This window comes from Listeria booriae, from assembly GCF_000766865.1.
Classification (GTDB): Bacteria; Bacillota; Bacilli; order Lactobacillales; family Listeriaceae; genus Listeria_A; species Listeria_A booriae.
On record NZ_JNFA01000011.1, the window covers coordinates 323642 to 339751 of the forward strand.

11 protein-coding genes are annotated in these 16110 nt (G+C 41.6%); 1 reads left to right on the top strand and 10 read right to left on the bottom strand.

Annotation, left to right across the window (positions count from 1 at the left end; all coding sequences use genetic code 11):
* Positions 1-22 precede the first annotated feature (22 nt).
* Complete coding sequence (locus EP57_RS04790) at positions 23-3175, top strand: Ig-like domain-containing protein (protein WP_036084677.1); 3153 nt, start codon at positions 23-25, stop codon at positions 3173-3175.
* A gap of 103 nt (positions 3176-3278) precedes the next feature.
* On the opposite strand, the gene EP57_RS04795 is transcribed toward EP57_RS04790, so the two are convergent.
* The 10 genes from EP57_RS04795 to EP57_RS04835 all read right to left on the bottom strand — a co-directional run bounded on the left by EP57_RS04795 (position 3279) and on the right by EP57_RS04835 (position 16103).
* Positions 3279-3947 (bottom strand): Crp/Fnr family transcriptional regulator, encoded by a 669-nt coding sequence (locus EP57_RS04795; RefSeq protein ID WP_036084679.1) that lies wholly within the window; start codon positions 3945-3947, stop codon positions 3279-3281.
* Between the two features lie 14 nt (positions 3948-3961).
* Positions 3962-4498: a Crp/Fnr family transcriptional regulator gene (locus EP57_RS04800; RefSeq protein WP_036084682.1), complete on the bottom strand. Its 537-nt coding sequence runs from the start codon at positions 4496-4498 to the stop codon at positions 3962-3964.
* A 31-nt stretch (positions 4499-4529) separates the two neighbouring features.
* The gene (locus tag EP57_RS04805; protein ID WP_036084683.1) at positions 4530-6041 is read right to left on the bottom strand and encodes an AcpB/EbpR/MafR family transcriptional regulator; all 1512 of its coding nucleotides are present in this window, start codon (positions 6039-6041) and stop codon (positions 4530-4532) included.
* 13 nt (positions 6042-6054) lie between these two features.
* Entirely contained in the window at positions 6055-6903 is an 849-nt protein-coding gene (locus tag EP57_RS04810) for a carbonic anhydrase family protein (RefSeq protein WP_241480710.1), read from the bottom strand.
* Between the two features lie 33 nt (positions 6904-6936).
* Positions 6937-7182: a GntR family transcriptional regulator gene (locus tag EP57_RS16930; RefSeq protein ID WP_159106415.1), complete on the bottom strand. Its 246-nt coding sequence runs from the start codon at positions 7180-7182 to the stop codon at positions 6937-6939.
* 201 nt (positions 7183-7383) lie between these two features.
* Positions 7384-10968 (bottom strand): SdrD B-like domain-containing protein, encoded by a 3585-nt coding sequence (locus tag EP57_RS04820; protein WP_036084687.1) that lies wholly within the window; start codon positions 10966-10968, stop codon positions 7384-7386.
* 59 nt (positions 10969-11027) lie between these two features.
* Complete coding sequence (locus tag EP57_RS16935; protein WP_159106416.1) at positions 11028-11204, bottom strand: hypothetical protein; 177 nt, start codon at positions 11202-11204, stop codon at positions 11028-11030.
* Positions 11205-11731: 527 nt separating this feature from the next.
* A complete protein-coding gene (locus EP57_RS16420) occupies positions 11732-15529 on the bottom strand; it encodes an immunoglobulin-like domain-containing protein (protein ID WP_052167559.1) in 3798 nt (1265 codons plus the stop codon).
* A gap of 37 nt (positions 15530-15566) precedes the next feature.
* A complete protein-coding gene (locus tag EP57_RS04830; protein ID WP_036084689.1) occupies positions 15567-15809 on the bottom strand; it encodes a hypothetical protein in 243 nt (80 codons plus the stop codon).
* A gap of 3 nt (positions 15810-15812) precedes the next feature.
* Positions 15813-16103 (bottom strand): hypothetical protein, encoded by a 291-nt coding sequence (locus EP57_RS04835; protein WP_036084690.1) that lies wholly within the window; start codon positions 16101-16103, stop codon positions 15813-15815.
* Positions 16104-16110: the final 7 nt, after the last annotated feature.

A 16110-nucleotide genomic window follows, 5' to 3' on the forward strand; every position in this document is an offset into this window, starting at 1 on the left:
AAAAATAAAAGGAGATGTTGAAATGAAACAGAGAAAAAGATGGAAGCAACTGACGTGTGTCGCTTTGTCTGGGTTACTAATTACGGGATTAGTTTCTCCGACGCTAGCGCACGCGTCACCAGTCAAAACAGGGGAAACATCAGCCAAAAACGCATTAAAGGCCACTATTCAAAATAAGAACTTAATTCAAGATCCCGATTTCACGTCATTTACGAATGATGAGAACACAGGCTGGGTGTACATGAGTCAAATAGGTTCGGATAAGCTAACCAACCTGCCGCTAATACCAAATGGAAACGGATACGATATTCAAAATGATACCAACGATCATATTTTAGCAAACACAGAACACGTTGATATCAATGGCGAACCTGGTGTCCAAGTCTATAATAAGGCAGCTGTGGGAACTACATTGGCTTGGGTGCAACAAAAGATTACGAATTTAATTCCTGGGCAAACGTATCATATTGGAGCTGATTATCGCCTTCTATCCTCAGATATTCCAGAGCCTCCGTTTACAGGAGAGAAACCAAATATATTAGGTCTCGTTTTGGACAATGCTGGAGATCAACAAGTGGTTCAACAAGAGCAAATTGATAAAGACGATAATGCTTGGAAAACTTATGATTACAGCTTTGTAGCTAGCGGAACAGAGGCAACCATTTCTTTCCTACTGTATGCGCGTACAATTGATTTTTCAGAGCAAACTAAAATGACGGCCCAATACAAAAACGTACAAGTAATAAACGCCGATCAAACACCGCCTGATGCGCCGACAATCAATGACTTAACTACGGATTCAACAAGCGCTAGCGGTACTGCAGAACCGAATTCGGATGTTACTTTGACAGTTGATGGTACAGTCATTGGTACTGGTAAAGCAGATGCAGATGGTAACTACAACATTCCAATCACACCACAACCAGCCAATGCCGTAGTTGAAGCAACTGCTACAGATATTGCTGGAAATATTAGCGATCCAGCCTCAACGGTTGTAGCATCGTTAAACAATTCGGCAATTAGCGGTACAGTAACAAATGCCGATACAGGGAATGGATTTGCAAATACAACTGTTGAACTGCATGATGTAAATGGAAATCTCCTTGATACACAGCAAACAGACAGCAACGGTAACTACAATTTCACCAAACTATCAGCTGGCGACTATTATGTAAAAGTTGTTATTCCAAGCGATTATGAATATGTAACTGGTAATGGCTATGGCAGCGACGGAAACAGTGACTATATCAATCTTAATGGCGATAATACAGCCAGCAATTACAACATCACATTAGCTAAAAAAGAACAATTGAGCACAGTAAATTGGATTTACAATAAAGACACAGCAAATAATCGCGTAATTACAGATGGCGATAACATTTCCGTTTTCGAAAACTATACGGACGAAAACAACTATCACAATCTGAATTTTAATTTAAAAGACAATGATGGCAACATCTTAGATCCACGCGATTACACGATTACTTCGAGCAATCCATCTGTAGCAAATATCATTTTAGGAAACGGCGGTGCTAAATTGTATGCCGCAACCATTGAAGGACCTGGTTCAAGCGTTATCACAATCAAAGATAAAGCGGGAAATACATTACGCCAGTACACTATCAATGTGAAAGCTAGCGCGCAAGACGTAAAATGGATTTACAACAAAGATGCATCGGCTGACCGCATTGTCCCAAACAATGATAACATCACGGTTTCACAGTCTTATGCAGACGCAAGCGGATATCATAATCTGAATTTCTCATTACTTGATAAACGCGGAAATACGGTAGACCCTCGTGATTATACAATTACATCTAGCAATCCAGCCGTAGCCACCGTTATTTATGGAAATAGTGGTGCACAACTATACGCCGCTGTGATTAAAGGAACTGGTTCTACAGTCATCACAGTAAAAGATTCCGCAGGTCAAACAGTGCGTCAATACACGCTAAACATTACAGCAGACAAAGTCCTTGCAACCGATATTAGCTTATCTACAACAAATATCAATACAACAATCGGAGGCACAGGCAAAATCGATGCCACTGTTCAACCAACGAACGCAACAAATAAAACATTGAGCTACACACCAGCCGATCCAAGCATTATTACAGTTGACGCTAACGGAAACTGGACAGCTCACAAAGCAGGCACAACAACCATCGCTGTGAAAACAACGGACGGTAGTAATATCACAAAAACGATCACTGTAAACGTAAGCGAATCCGTCGTTGTGAAGGAAGAAAACATCCCTAACTATCCAAACGATGTGATCACAGAAGGCAAAAACATTTATATTGATACTAATTTTACAAATACGTATAACTCTCACGATATGAATTTCAGAGAATACAGTACATCGGGAACATTACTGAACAGTAAAGATTTCGTGTACACATCTAGCAATAATGCCGTATTATCTCCAAAAGCAGACAATGGCGATAATTGGAGTAGACTGGCGATTAATGGTGCTGGCGTTGCAACTATCACAGTAAAAGATAAAGCTGGTAACACTGTGCGTACATTCATCGTTCACGTCGCCCAAGCAGCAACAACTGTCAAAGCAACAGATCTTTCCTTAAGCGCATCGAACATCACTGCAAATGTAGCTGATACTGGCAAAATCAACGCAACCGTATCACCCGCCAACACAACAAATAAAACAGTCAGCTATACAGCAGCAGATCCAAGCATCATTACGGTCGATGCAAACGGGAATTGGGTAGCCAAAAAAGCTGGTACAACAACCATCACAGTAAAAACAACAGATGGAAGCAACCTCTCTAAAACAATAACGGTCACCGTCAATAAGAGTATCGCCGATCGTATGAAGAGTGCAGATGTTGAACTCGTCAACCTACGTCCAAACACTGGTAGCACAGGAACCAATGCTTACATCTATCCACATTCCGCAGATGTACCTGCTGGTGTAACATATACGATTGAGACTTACAAGGACACAGGTGTCTTAATCTCAAACATCACAGTTGGTGTTACAAATGGTACGTATCACCAAGTATTACAAAACACGAAAAATCCAACAGCTGCCTGGGGTGTAGCGGGACAAACTGTCAAAGTATACGCTACTTATCAAGGCGTTAAATACCTAGTGACAGAAGGTCCATCCACTAATTACTACTCTGTTCAAACAACACATGTGTGGAAAGACTAACACTTACAGCTAGCAAAAACTGTGTCAACTGCGGCCCTCCCTGCTGTTGGCACAGTTTTTCATTTCGTGAAGCGGACACTATACGTAAAATTCTGTATATAAATTAACAAAACTCCTTATTTACTCGAAATAACTTCTCTTTTTCAGGTCGGAGTAGGAAATTCTCTCTTTGTAGTTTTTCAATGAGTGATTTGCCTGTATTGAAGCTCAGTCCTAAATAGCTAATCACGATTTTCTTACTGAAACATTTCGGCAAGACGATGGCTTCTCCTTCAACTTTTCCGAAGTTTTTAGCTAAATCGGCAAGCATCTTTCTTGAGCGGTCGTTCCCTTTCAAATGCAGATGGATGCAGTTTTTTTGAATACGTTGCTGTTCGGCTTTGTTTAATAAGTATAAATATAGCCAACCTTCTTGCAGCCCCATTAAAATATCAAGAATTTCTTCTTTTACAAATAGCAATACTTCCATTTTCTCCATAGCCACGATGGTGTACGGTTGGATGTCATTGAATAAAAACGTCTCCAAGCCGATAAAATGCCCCTCTTGTTCAAAATTAAAAATACTCTCATTCCGCGTAAATGCTACAATTCCTTGTTTAATATAGAAAACACGCTCGTTGTCTAGACCCTCTTCCACAAGTATTTGATTTTTCGTCATTATTCTTTTTTTAGGTATCAAGTGGTATTTATCCATCAAAAGGTTAATTAATCTTGTTTCGCTGAATAAATTATCAATTTCTTCTTTACTGTATAGTTCCATTAACCCTTTCAAATCGACACCTCTAATCAATAGCCATTTTCTGAAATATATTGTTCTAGTGCTTGCATGTCTGGTACTGCCCATGGTTTTGGCTTCATGCGGATGATTTTTCTTCCCGCCATTCTGCGGAGCAACACGGAGATATATTCGCGTTTCAAGTTGCAATAGTTCGCAATGTCATACTGTGTGAAGATAGGCGTTATTTGAATCTCGCCATCTCTATTAGTTCCGAATTTCTCTGCTAATTTTTTAAGGCAAATGCTCACACGTGCTTCTGCGTTGTAATGGTATTCATCCAATCGCTCTACTAACAGTGCATCATAATATCCCGGAAATAGTGGCAGATCTATTTTCGTTTCTTCTAAATCAAGTGCTGTCCTCGCAAAGAAGTCGAGATTCTCATTGGCAATCACCATGTCCCCAACGCCTAAATATGTCAACACACTTCCTGATTTTGTCTGCACTTCCACAATGCCCTTCTTAATAACAAAAAATTTATCTTCTTCGGAAAATTCCAAAGCTTGTTTCCCGAAAAAGGTTCTATTTCTCCATTCGATATTCATCTGATTCACTTTCCTCCTTTGGTAGTGCGCTTTAATTTTTCATGTAGTTATTTTGGATTGTTCTTTTTGTTTCTTGGTTTGTATCGATGTGGTAGCCTTCTTTGGTACGTGTTTTTACTAACATTTCTTCGATTGTATTAAAGTCGCGAATGGATGGTAGTGGCGCAATGACAATTACTGGTTTCGCGAGTTTTCCAACTTCTGTATCGCTAATCACGAAATCGACTGCCCGCATGTCATAGGTATACAAGTCATCTATATAATCAACAATTTGTATTTCCATTCCGCGGTGAAACTTGGCTCGCAATAGATCTATCAAAAAATGCACCCAAATCGGTCCTTTATTAATGAATAACAATACTTTTTTAACTTCTAAATTATTCTGAATCGACACTAAAAACAAAACCATCTCTATGACATTTTTTTCAGATTCAATTTGATACATGGCGGATTGGCGGTCGAATAATTGATAGCTCAGAGAGACTTGTTGGTACAAGCTTCTAAATCGTGTCTGTACTTCTAAAAACAGTTTTTCGTCATCGTAGTATAAGTAATCTTTTTGCTGGTTTTTCTCGCTAAAGAATCTGAGTTGGCGGTTCATTAAGTCAATGAAGGTGTTGTTGTTTTTGAGGTTGGTTCCGGCGATTTGTCCTAATCTGTCTGCTAAAAAATGAAAGCCTTCAACGGTTTCAATCATGCTGTAATCTAGCATTCCGGATACTCTTCGGCTCGTATATTGATGAAATACTTGGCTTAAAAAGCGCTGTTCTTCCACCGGTAATGACATGCCAAGCAAATCCTTTAATTTCCGATTGAACGAAAAAATCATGAAAGCAACGCTATGATCTATGTCTTCTTGGGTTGGGGTTATTGTCGTGATGTGCTTTTTCTTTTTAGAACGGTAGATGCAAATGGCGATGAACAAGGTAATTTTCTTTTTTTCTGTGAAGGAAAAGTGAAATTGGGTTATATTTTCTAGCTGGGCCACATGCTCGTGAATAATTGCTAGCAAATCTTGAGGAAACACCTTAGTCATCGCTTCGGTTTCCCGAAAAAGATGGAAAAAGAAAGTTCTGATATCCTCCTCTTTGCCTTGAATTTTAAAAGGGCTTTTGGAGATGGTAATACCGTCTTTTTCGAAAAATTCGTTTGCTTTGCGGATCATTCTATAGAGTGATGGTATCGATGTGTAGCTTTGCTGGGCGATTGTTTGTAGATTGGATGCTTGTTCGCGAAAGCCCAGCTCAAGCATTTGGAACATCAAGGTGTCGGTAATCCATGACTGGATGATAGCTTGAATTGATTGATCTGCTGGCTTGATTAGCATAATCCCTTTGTATGCTTGCTGTGCAATCTCCCAACCGTTTGGCAGGGAACTTTGTAATTCTTCTACGTAACGGCGCGCGGTGGAGACAGTGACATTAAGATCAATTGCGATTTTCTTAATGGAGTACCACGTCATTGTCTCGTCTAGAGCCGTTAATAGTTGCACCATTTGATTCGTCTTTTTTTCGATTTGTAACAGAACCTTTGTAACTCCCATTTAGACAACTCCCTTAATTACTAACAACTGTGCGCTTGTTTAAATCTTGGATGGGTCTGTTATTGTTATTCAAGTTCTTTTGTAAGTCTTGGATTTGTTGTTTGGACATGGTGATTGGCATTTGGTAAACCATCCATGTTACCCCTTCTGTTGTTGCTGGTGTTGTAAGTGAGCCTTGGTATTGATATATTTTTCCGTTTTCTGGGATGAGTCCTAATGTGCTGACGGCTGATTTCATTTTCATTGTTTTGCCGTTTCCTAGTGTTGAGATGACGGAAGTTAAGTCCCCCACGGCTTGGTTTTTAACGCCTTGTTTTATGAAAATACTAATAATTAAAGTTTTATTATCTGTGGATTTATGTGTTAGTTGTAACTCAGCATCGTATTTATTGCCGTCTAATTGGTGTTCACTCGGGGTATGGATGTTTATTTCTTTTAGTGTGTATTGTTTTCCACCGACTTTTATTTTGCTGTCTGCTCGTCCTTTTGCTTGTTGTGCGACGGCTTGGACCATTTTGTCTTTGCGGGTAATTTGAAACATGGTTGGTTGGTATTGGTAGCTGATTGTTGTTTTGTTAGTGTCTGTTCTTGCGGTTTGGGTGTTGATGTTGATTGGGGACTGTTCTTTTCCTGTATTGCTGATTTGATAGGCTTTATTTAGTTCGCCCCAGTATTTTGGTCCTGTTTTGCCGGAATAGGACCAGTCTAGAATTCTTTTTTCTGATGTGTTGCTTGCTGCTACTTGTTGTGATGTTGCCTCTTTTTTTGCACTCGCTTGTTTGTCTGTTGTATCGGAATGTGGCGCACAGCCTCCTAATACAAATACGCTTCCTGCAATCACCGTTAATACTGACATCATCATTTTTTTCAATGTAACAACCCTCTTTCTAATTTTTCATTCAATTTCTTTGGTTTCGTTATGATAGTGGGATACAAATGCACCGCTGTATGGAAAAACACGAATATATCCTTCACCAGATAACCGTGATAGTGCTGCTTTGATTGGCGTTCGACTCATGTGAAGCTCTTCGGTCAAATCACGCTGATTCACGAAATCCCCAACTGCATATGTGCCATCAATAATACGTTGCAGAATGTGTTCATAGGCCTTCTCTTCTAGCCGTGTCTTACGATCGTCCATATAAATCTCCTCTTCTAGTCCAAAATTAATACAAGGTGTATGCTTTGTATCTGCCAGTGGCGTACACATATATATGACAACTGGTAGCTGCGTTGTCATATAGCTAAGTAGGGAATTATAAATCAACGGGGTCGACATTTGTCGTGATGGCGACCCCTTGTTGATTTGGTTACTTTTAACTTTTTTCATTAGTAGATATTATTAATCTGTATATACGTGTTGTGATCCGATAGGCTGGATATAGCCCGTGTTAATACCTTCTGTTACTAGATACTCAACACCTTGATATGTGGCATATAGTTTGAAGTTATACGCACCAGCTTGTCCCCATCCGCCAATGGATGTACCACTTTCAATTTCTTGATGGTATGCGCCATTGGAAGTACCGATTTGTGTGCTGAATCCTAAGGCACCTGTCACTGTAGAATAGGCGTCTAAGCGGTATGTGACTCCTGCTGGGACATCTGCATTATGCGGATAAATGTAAGCTTTCCAAGAACTTGCCCCATGGCGGGAGTTAGCAATTTCTAGGTCAGCACTCTTCATACGATCTGCGATCGATTTTCCTGTAACAGTGATTGTGAATGTGCGCACTGTATTGCCAGATGCATCTTTTACTGTTACTAAAGAACTTCCTGTTTTGCTTTGATCGAGAGTAAATACTGCTAAGTTACCACTTGGACCCACTTTCGTGAATAGGCTTGGGTTCGATAGAGTATACGTAAAATCAGTTGCTAACAAGATACCCCCTGCCTTATTATAGAAGGCTACATCTACTTGCCCATTACCATAACCGTCTTTGTAAGTGTTTGGTACACTGATTGTTCCACCATTTGCAAGATCTGTGTCTGGTGTGAATCCTGGGTGATAAACCCATTTTGCATTAGATACTGCATTTGGATCCGCGACAGTTACGTTGATTGTTTTTGTGATGTTAGAGCCGTCTAGTGTTTTCACAGCAATTGTTGTTGTGCCTGCTTTTTTCGCTGTCCAATTTCCGTTAGCATCAACTGTTATAATGCTTGGATCGGCTGATGTGTAGCTTAGTGCTTTGTTTGTTGTATTTGCTGGAGAAACTGTTGCGCTTACTTTGCCTGTGTCGGCTACGTTAGCAGTGATATTCGATGCGCTCAGTGTAAGATCTGCCGCTTTGACCGTTGTGTTCGCTTGGGCTACGTGTACGATGAATGTGCGTACGGTGTTTCCTGCTTTGTCTTTCACTGTAATTGTTGCTGTTCCTGCGCCAACAACCAATAGTCTATTCCAGTTATCTCCTTGATCTGCTTTTGGAGCTAACACGGAAGTATCACTAGATGTATAGACGTAGTTACTGCTGTTCAACATATTTCCTGCTGTATCATATTCTCTGAAGTTCATGTCGTGTGAATTGTATGTGTTTGTGAAGGCTGTATCGATATAGATATTTTTGCCTTCTGTAATAACATCGTCTGGATAGTTAGGGATGTTTTCTTCTTTAACTACAACGGATTCGCCTACGTTTACAGTGATTGTTTTTGTAATGTTGCTACCATCAGTTGTTCTTACAGCAATCGTCGTTGTGCCTGCTTTGTGAGCTGTCCAGTTTCCATTAGCGTCAACTGTAATGATGCTTGGATCGGCTGGTGTGTAGCTCAACGTTTTATTTGTTGTAGTAGTTGGTTGTACTGTTGCACTTACTTTGCCTGTTCCGCCGATGATTGTGTTAATGTTAGAAGCTCCAAGTACGATATCGCTTGCTTTTACGTCAGATGCTGTCACAACGATTGTGAATGTGCGTACAACATTTCCTTTTGAATCGCGAACTGTGACAAGTGTACTTCCTGTTTTATCGCTATGAGAGAAGGCAAGTAGTTGAGAGTTCGAGTAGATTGGTGTTACAAGACCAGGATTGGAGAATGTTGCTGTAAAGCCTGTTGTTTGTACAACGCCACCGTCTTTGTTGTAGAATTGGACATTTATATTTGGATTATTGTAGCTGTCGTAGTAGTTGTTAGCAATTGTTAGTGTACTGCTATTGTTTACTGCTGGTGTTGAGCCGTCTTTATTGTATATCCATTGTGCTGTTGATACTTCGGCTGGGTTTACTTGTACGACAAGTGATGCATTTAGGTTTGTGATTGTTTGTTGTGATTGTACTTGGACATATCCAGATACGCCATCGCTACCAAATGCGCTGTTTGCTAATACATTGTATCCAGCTGGTGGTGTAACTTTTACGTAGTAGTTATTTGGAGCGATATTTTCAAATTTGTATAAACCGTTAGCATCGGTAGTCGCTGTATCTACGACGGCTCCGCTCACGCTATACAATGTTACAGTAGCGCCAGGTATGCCTGATTCGCTGACTTCTTGTGTGCCATTTTTGTTTAGGTCACCAAAAACGGTGGATCGAATTTGGCCTACTTTTTGTGCGAGGGTTAGACGGAGATTATTGATATTGCCATTTCCATCGACGTGTAGATAGTAGCTATTTCCGTCGTTACCGAATCCGTAAGAGGAATCGAAGGTATAGCCATCTGGAATTGGGGCTTTGACGTAGTAGTCGCCTTCTGGTAGGGAGCCGAAGCGGAAATCACCGTCAGAGTTTGTTGCCACAGTTTTTACTAATGTGCCGTCTACTGTGTACAAGGATACGTTTTGGCCATCAATGCCTAGTCCGCTTGGTGTATTGAGTACGCCTGCGATTGTTGCGTTTGCTTGTTTTTGTAGGTTGATTGCGTAGCCGCTAGCTGTGTTGTCGCCGGTAAGTGCAATATAGTTGCTGTTGCCGTCACTACCGTAGCCGTTTCCACTTGCGTAGTTATATCCTGTTGGAATAATCACTTTCGTGTAGTAGTTGCCTTGTTCTAGACCTGTAAAGCTATAGGTACCGTCGCTAGCTGTTTGGACTGTTTGAATTAAAGTACCTTGAACGTCATGCAATTCTACGCGTGTATTGGCAATTCCTGCACCTGTTGTCGCATCTTTTACCGCACCGTTTACTGCAGAATTATTTAATGCTGTTAGACCTAAATTCAATTCGTTTTGTACAGTTTGTTCGCTGGCTACTGAGAAATAACCAGTTGTGCCATCGCTACCGAAATACGTGCTAGATTGGTATTTGTAGTTGTTTGGAATATCCGCTTTTGCATAATACTTGCCCGGTTTTACTCCTGAAAAACTGTATGCGCCATTGCTGTCTGTCGTTGTGTCGGCTACTTTTGTGCCTGATTCGTTGTATAAGGCAATGTGCACATTATTGATGCCTGATTCGCCGCCATCTTTTTGACCATTTTTGTTGCTATCGTTGTATACAAAGCTTTGGATTGCGCCTTGTTGTGGATAGAAGCCGAAATGATAGCCTGTTACAGTATTGCCACCTGAAATGGTGAAGTAGCTTGAGTTGCCGTCTGCACCATTGATGCCTTCTGTTGTATATAGTTTTTCGTCTGTGGGAAGTGTGGAAAGATCAACATGAAGGTAATAGGTGCCATCTGCTAGGTTAGCAAATTCGTATTTACCGTCTGCGCCTGTTGTTGCTGTAGCTACGAGTGCGCCTTGATCATTGTGTAATTCCACTTTGATTCCTGCTACGCCTTGTTCGCCGCTATCTTGTTTGGCATTGCCGTTTAAATCTTCAAACATGGTATCTGTAACACTGCCTTGTCCTGCCGCTGCTACTTGTTGTACCTTGTTTTCAGCTGCGGATACTGTGTATGGGTGTGCAATAGGTGCTAAACTTCCGATGATGAGTGTTCCAGCAAGTAAGCCAGAGCCCCATTTTTTAACTAGCTTGTTTTTGTTCATGTTTTCCCCTCCTCAGATAGATAGAGATGCCTTGTTAAGTGTCATCTCCTTGCTTACTACTAGATCGCCTTTCGTTTGCGTCTTGTTTTTGCAATTAGCACTGCTGCAGTTAGTATGGCCATACCAACCCCGATGGCAGCCGCTGCTAATGGATAGCCTTGCAAAAAAACCACCCCCATCACAGGACCTCCACCAGTCATTGGTACTAGCGGGTTTATGTTCCCTCCTTGACTCATAGATCAACCTCCCAGCTACACGTGTAATAGTATACAAACGATACATTTACCGTTTATACATTCTCACTATATACTAAAAAATATTACATTTTTTATATAAAATCAGCACTTTAAATCGCGTTATATAGCGGTTAGGTTTTTTTCACAAAGAAATATCACGTTTTTTTTCAAATTTGGAACACATTTTTTCTTTCTCGCTTTTACGTTGCTTTTTTTTGATTGTTTTTTGTTTTATTTTTTTAAGGATATGTATGTTTTTAGTGAAGGAGAATCGGGTTAGTTAAGAATATTAACTTATTGTTTTTAAATAAGCCTCCAGTTCTGTAGCGCTCAATTCATTTAATTAATATTTATTACTTTATATTCATTTTTGTTTTATTGATAAAATATCCCATGAATAAAAATGTAATATAAAATTCATTTTCTTGCACAAACGCATTCTATCAAATATTTCCTTTTTATTCAAATATTAATGTATGTAGAAAAAGCGCATCACCCGAAAATAGAGTGATGCGCTCTCTTTGGCGTTATTTTTTGCGTCTGAATAATAGGTAGGCGAGTGCGATAAGGCCACTACCTAGGGCTACTGCGCCTTTGTTTGATTGGTCTCCGGTTGTTGGTAGTTCTGCCACCGTTTGGCTTGGTTGTGGTTGATCTGGAGTGATTGTGCTCGCAATTTCAACTACTGGCTTAACTGGTGGACTTGTTGGGTGAACTGGTGTTGCAGCTACTGGAAGAACGGTAACGGAAATTGTTTTTTCTGTTTGGTTGCCGTCACTGTCTGTTACGCGATATGTTACTTGGTAGACGCCTGGTTTTGATGTGTCTACGTTGTTTTTGATGACTTCAATTTTGTTTGTGATGTTGCCATCTTCTTTGTCCTCGCTTGTTACGATATCCAATGGGTTGAATTTGTCTCCTGCAGTCACGACTTGGTCGGTTGCTTCTATTTCTGGTTTTTCATTGGATGTAACGGTCACTTGGATTGTCTTTTCCGTTTTGTTGCCGTCGCTATCTGTTACTTCGTAGGTGACTTGATATGTGCCTTCTTTGCTGATATCTACTGTGTTGTGAATGATTTTAATGGCTTTTGTCAGGTCGCCGTCTTCAAAATCTGTTGCGGTAACTTCTGCTAGTGGATCAAATTTGCCGCCTTTTTTGATTGTGTGATCGGTTGCTTCTATGGTTGGTTTGTCGTTGCTTGTTACCGTCACGGTTATTGTTTTAGTTGTTGTGTTGTCATCGCTGTCTGTTACTTCGTATTCGATGTGGTAGACGCCCTCTTTGGCTGTATCGACATCGTTGGATTTGATTTTGATGCTCTTTGTTAGGTCGCCGTCTTCTTGGTCTGCTGCGCTAACTTCTGCCATTGGGTCGAATTTGGCGCCTTTTTTGATTGTGTGGTCCGTTGCTGTGATGGCTGGTGCTTCGTTGCTTGTCACGGTCACTGTAATTGTTTTGAAAACAGTATTGGCGTCGCTGTCGGTGATGCTGTAGGTCACGTGGTAAATGCCTTCTTTACTTGTGTCCACGTCACTTTCTGTTACTTTGATTGCATCCGTAACATCTCCATCTTCTCTGTCGGTCGCTTTTATGTCTTGAAGTGGGTCGAAATCTTTGCCGCGTTTCACGGTATGATCTTCGGCTGTGATTTCTGGAACGTCATTACTCGTCACGGTTACAGCGATTTTTTTCGTCGTCGTGTTGTTGTCGCTATCTGTTACTTCGTATGTCACGGAATAGACGCCTTCTTTGTCAGGCTCGACATTGTTTTCAGTCACTTTCACAGTTGTTGTAACGTCGCCGTCTTCTTTATCTGTTGCACTCACGTCGGCTAGCGGATCGAATGTCCCACCTTTTTTGAACGTACGGTCATTTGCAAAAATTTCTGGGGCATCATTACTCGTTACCGTTACTGTGATTGTTTCTGCTGTTGTATTGCCATCGCTGTCTGTTACGGCATAGGTCACGTGGTATGTTCCTTCTTTGGTTGTATCGACATCATTGGCAGTGACTTGAATGTCTTTTGTTAGGTCACCATCTTCTTTGTCTGCTGCACTCACATCGGTTAGCGCGTCAAATTTGCCGCCTTTTTTCAGTGTGTGGTCGGTTGCTTCGATTGTTGGGGCATCGTTACTTGTTACTGTTACCGTGATTGTTTTTGTTGTCGTATTGTTGTCGCTGTCTGTCACGGCGTAACTTACATGGTACGTGCCTTCTTTCGTTGTGTCGACGTCGCTTGAAGTGACTTTGATTTCTTTTGTCACGTCGCCGTCTTCTTTATCTGCTGCGCTCACGTCGGCTAGCAAATCGAATGTGCCGCCTTTTTTCAATGTGTGGTCGGTTGCTTCGATTGTTGGGGCGTCATTGCTTGTTACTGTTACCGTGATTGTTTTTGTCGTTGTGTTTTTATCGCTATCTGTCACGGCGTAGCTTACATGGTACGTGCCTTCTTTCGTTGTGTCGACGTCATTGGCAGTGATTTTGACGTCTTTTGTTAGGTCGCCGTCTTCTTTATCTGCTGCGCTCACGTCGGCTAGCGGATCGAATGTGGTACCTTTTTTCAAGCTGTGGTCGGTTGCTTCAATTGTTGGAGCGTCATTGCTTAACACGGTTACCGTAATTGTTTTTGTTGTTGTATGGTCGTCGCTATCTGTCACGGCGTAGGTCACGTGATACGTTCCTTCTTTGCTTGTGTCGACGTCATTAGCAGTAATCTTGATGTCTTTTGTCATGTCGCCGTCTTCTTTATCTGCTGCGCTCACGTCGGCTAGTGGATTGAATGTATCGCCCTTTTTCAACGTGTGGTCGGTTGCTTCAATCGTCGGTACTTCATTGCTTGTTACCGTTACTGTGATTGTTTTTGTCGTTGTATTGTTGTCGCTATCTGTCACGGTGTAAGTCACGTGGTACGTTCCTTCTTTGCTTGTGTCGATATCGTTGGCAGTAACCTTAATGTCTTTTGTCAGGTCGCCATCTTCTTTATCTGTAGCACTCACGTCGGCTAACGGGTCAAATGTAGCACCTTTTTTCAACGTATGGTCGGTTGCTTCGATTGTCGGAAAATCATTGCTGACTACTGTTACCGTCACTTGTTTTGTCGTTACATTACCATCGCTGTCGGTTACGCTATATGTGACGTGGTAAACGCCTGCTTTCGTTGTGTCGACATCGTTTGCCGTGATTTTCACGCTGCTTGTTAGGTTGCCGTCTTCTGGGTCAGTAGCGCTCACATCGGCTAGCGGATTAAATGTACCACCTTGTTTCAACGTGTGGTCGGTTGCTGTGATTGTTGGCGCATTGTTCGCAAGTACACTTAAAGTGACATCGTTGGAGTAGTTCGTGTAATCTTCATCTGTAAAACCTAAATCTTGATGGGTAACAGTCGCTTGCGTTGTAACGTTGTTTGCTACGACTGCGCCTTTCACATCAAATGTAACGTGTTTAGTTGCGTCTTTGGTGATGCTTCCGAGTGGAATAGACAAAATGCGGGTGTTGCTGTCATATGAACCTGCTACAGAAACGCCGTCTACCTTAACATTCGGTGAATCTAGCGTGACTTCTTGCGGGATTGGGATGGTCAATGTCGTGTTTTGCGATGCCATTCCGCCTTCATTTTTAGCGTCAAAAGAATACGTCGCTGTTTTGTCTTTTTTCACAGATGTTTTGTCGACGTTGCCAGCTACAGTGATGAAAGATTGTGTTGCGAAAACAATATTGTCTAGCAGGTTACCGTTTCTTGGGTCTCCGCCGACTGCTTCAAATTGGAATCGCGTTGTCGTTTGTCCTGCCGGAATTGTATAGGTTCCTGAGTAAGTTTTCCAAGCGTCTACGGATGTTGTCATCGTATCGATGAGCTTCAAATTGCCTGGGGAGCCAAATTCAACAGTTGCCGTATCCGTCGTGTGTCTGCCGCGATGGGAAACTTGCCATCTTACTTTTGCGCCTGGTGTGGTCGCGATGTCTTGGTACAAAGCAGATGCTTCGTATGCGTTTAGCTCGGCATATTGCTCGCCGTCCGCCGCGTCCCGGTTCTCGTTATGGTTCTGAATTTCGATTAAGCCGTCGGATGCTGTCGTTTGCCAACCCGGAACTTGCGATTGATCGAAAGTATTCCAACCTCCGTAAACGACTGCTGGTTGTTCGAAGCTACCATTTTGAAGACTAATTACCGAAATCGGTTCTTTTGGAACGCCGTGTACGTTAGTCGTTGCAGCATGCGCCACCGGATCTTTCATCACGTTGTACGGTAGTTCTGTGTTTCCAGCAAGAATGGCTGATGCGATCATGGTTCCTGCTGCAATTTTGACGATGTTTTTATTCATTAGTAAACCCTCCATTTTTTCTATTTTGCCTATCTATTCAATGCTTCCGCGAAAGATGCGCTAACTTGCGGCCTTTCGTCGTGATGCAACAAATAACGTCTTTGTTTGTATATACTAGAAAAATATAGCCGTGCCGATGAAACATGCCTATGACTTCTCTAAGTTCGCGTTCATCTAGCACGTCTATTTCTTGTATGAATCGTTTTTCCAATTCGTGCAGTAATGTATTTTCTTTCGCCAAATGCTGGAGTAGCGTGACAGGAATCGTACGTTGTGGCACAGCTCACACGCACACATTTATCAGCGCAATTCCACGAGCTCGAACGTGCTTATTTATTTTGGCGACGAGAGCTTGCCGATCAATAACAACCGGTCTGCTAATTTCCCGCTCCCCGTCTAATCCCACATACTCTCTAGCAATGATAAAATTAAGATGATCCAGCTTACGAATCACATATTCTTCACCTTCATATTCGCCACTCCGAATGTAGAGTGAGGCGACGAACTGTAACATCTCCGTATACGCGACTTGATTTTGCAATTCTGTCTGTAAAAAATGTTCCATGATGTCCATAACTACC

What these genes read in the sequence shown, in the direction of transcription:
- EP57_RS16935 (WP_159106416.1), bottom strand. Translation starts at nt 11,204, where the DNA reads ATGAGTCAAGGAGGGAACATAAACCCGCTAGTACCAATGACTGGTGGA.
- EP57_RS04800 (WP_036084682.1), bottom strand. Translation starts at nt 4,498, where the DNA reads ATGAATATCGAATGGAGAAATAGAACCTTTTTCGGGAAACAAGCTTTG.
- EP57_RS16420 (WP_052167559.1), bottom strand. Translation starts at nt 15,529, where the DNA reads ATGAATAAAAACATCGTCAAAATTGCAGCAGGAACCATGATCGCATCA.
- EP57_RS04835 (WP_036084690.1), bottom strand. Translation starts at nt 16,103, where the DNA reads ATGGACATCATGGAACATTTTTTACAGACAGAATTGCAAAATCAAGTC.
- EP57_RS04820 (WP_036084687.1), bottom strand. Translation starts at nt 10,968, where the DNA reads ATGAACAAAAACAAGCTAGTTAAAAAATGGGGCTCTGGCTTACTTGCT.
- EP57_RS04805 (WP_036084683.1), bottom strand. Translation starts at nt 6,041, where the DNA reads ATGGGAGTTACAAAGGTTCTGTTACAAATCGAAAAAAAGACGAATCAA.
- EP57_RS04810 (WP_241480710.1), bottom strand. Translation starts at nt 6,903, where the DNA reads ATGATGATGTCAGTATTAACGGTGATTGCAGGAAGCGTATTTGTATTA.
- EP57_RS04790 (WP_036084677.1), top strand. Translation starts at nt 23, where the DNA reads ATGAAACAGAGAAAAAGATGGAAGCAACTGACGTGTGTCGCTTTGTCT.
- EP57_RS16930 (WP_159106415.1), bottom strand. Translation starts at nt 7,182, where the DNA reads ATGGACGATCGTAAGACACGGCTAGAAGAGAAGGCCTATGAACACATT.